This window comes from Pseudomonas sp. EL_65y_Pfl1_R83, assembly GCF_963970695.1.
Taxonomy (GTDB): Bacteria; Pseudomonadota; Gammaproteobacteria; order Pseudomonadales; family Pseudomonadaceae; genus Aquipseudomonas; species Aquipseudomonas tritici.
The window spans coordinates 1-482 of sequence record NZ_CAXAQI010000332.1 but is presented as its reverse complement, the minus strand read 5'-3'; the positions used below and the strand labels follow the sequence as shown (position 1 = coordinate 482).

Sequence of the window (482 nt, the reverse complement as noted above, 5' to 3'; positions counted from 1 at the left end):
CCTGACGATGGCGCTGCGCCTCGCCGACCGCGTGGTGGTGCTGGCGGCGGGCGCGGTGCTGGCCGATGGCGCGCCCGTCGACGCGCTGAGGCCGGACGTGCTGCGCGCGGCTTACGGGATCGAGGCGCGCGTGCTGGCGGGGGCGCAAAGGCCGATCATCGATGTGGTGCGCCGCGCGGGGTGAGGGGCGTCGCCTGTGCTTCTCCCTCCGTTCGTGCTGAGCGTGTCGAAGCACCTCTCTCAGCACGCGCAGAACGTCACAACCGAATAAGAGCATCGGGTGGCAACTTCCCATCGAATCCTGAAGCATCGCCAACGGCCTCCCCACACAGCACGAAGGTCGGCACTTCGATAAAGGAATTCGGAGCCGGAACTGCAAACGGTACATTCGGGGCGGGAACAGAATCGATATTTGCCCCTTCGACTATGCCAACATGGCAGATGTTGTGCGCTCGCAGGCTCCGTATCGACTGAATCAGGCG

1 protein-coding gene and 1 pseudogene are annotated in these 482 nt (G+C 64.9%); one reads left to right on the top strand and one right to left on the bottom strand.

Annotation, left to right across the window (positions count from 1 at the left end):
- Positions 1 to 184: pseudogene (locus tag AACY08_RS29145) on the top strand (hypothetical protein); the annotation flags it as partial.
- Between the two features lie 73 nt (positions 185 to 257).
- On the opposite strand, the gene AACY08_RS29140 reads toward AACY08_RS29145, so the two are convergent.
- A partial coding sequence (locus AACY08_RS29140) for a hypothetical protein (RefSeq protein ID WP_339472546.1) occupies positions 258 to 482 on the bottom strand: 225 nt, incomplete at its 5' end.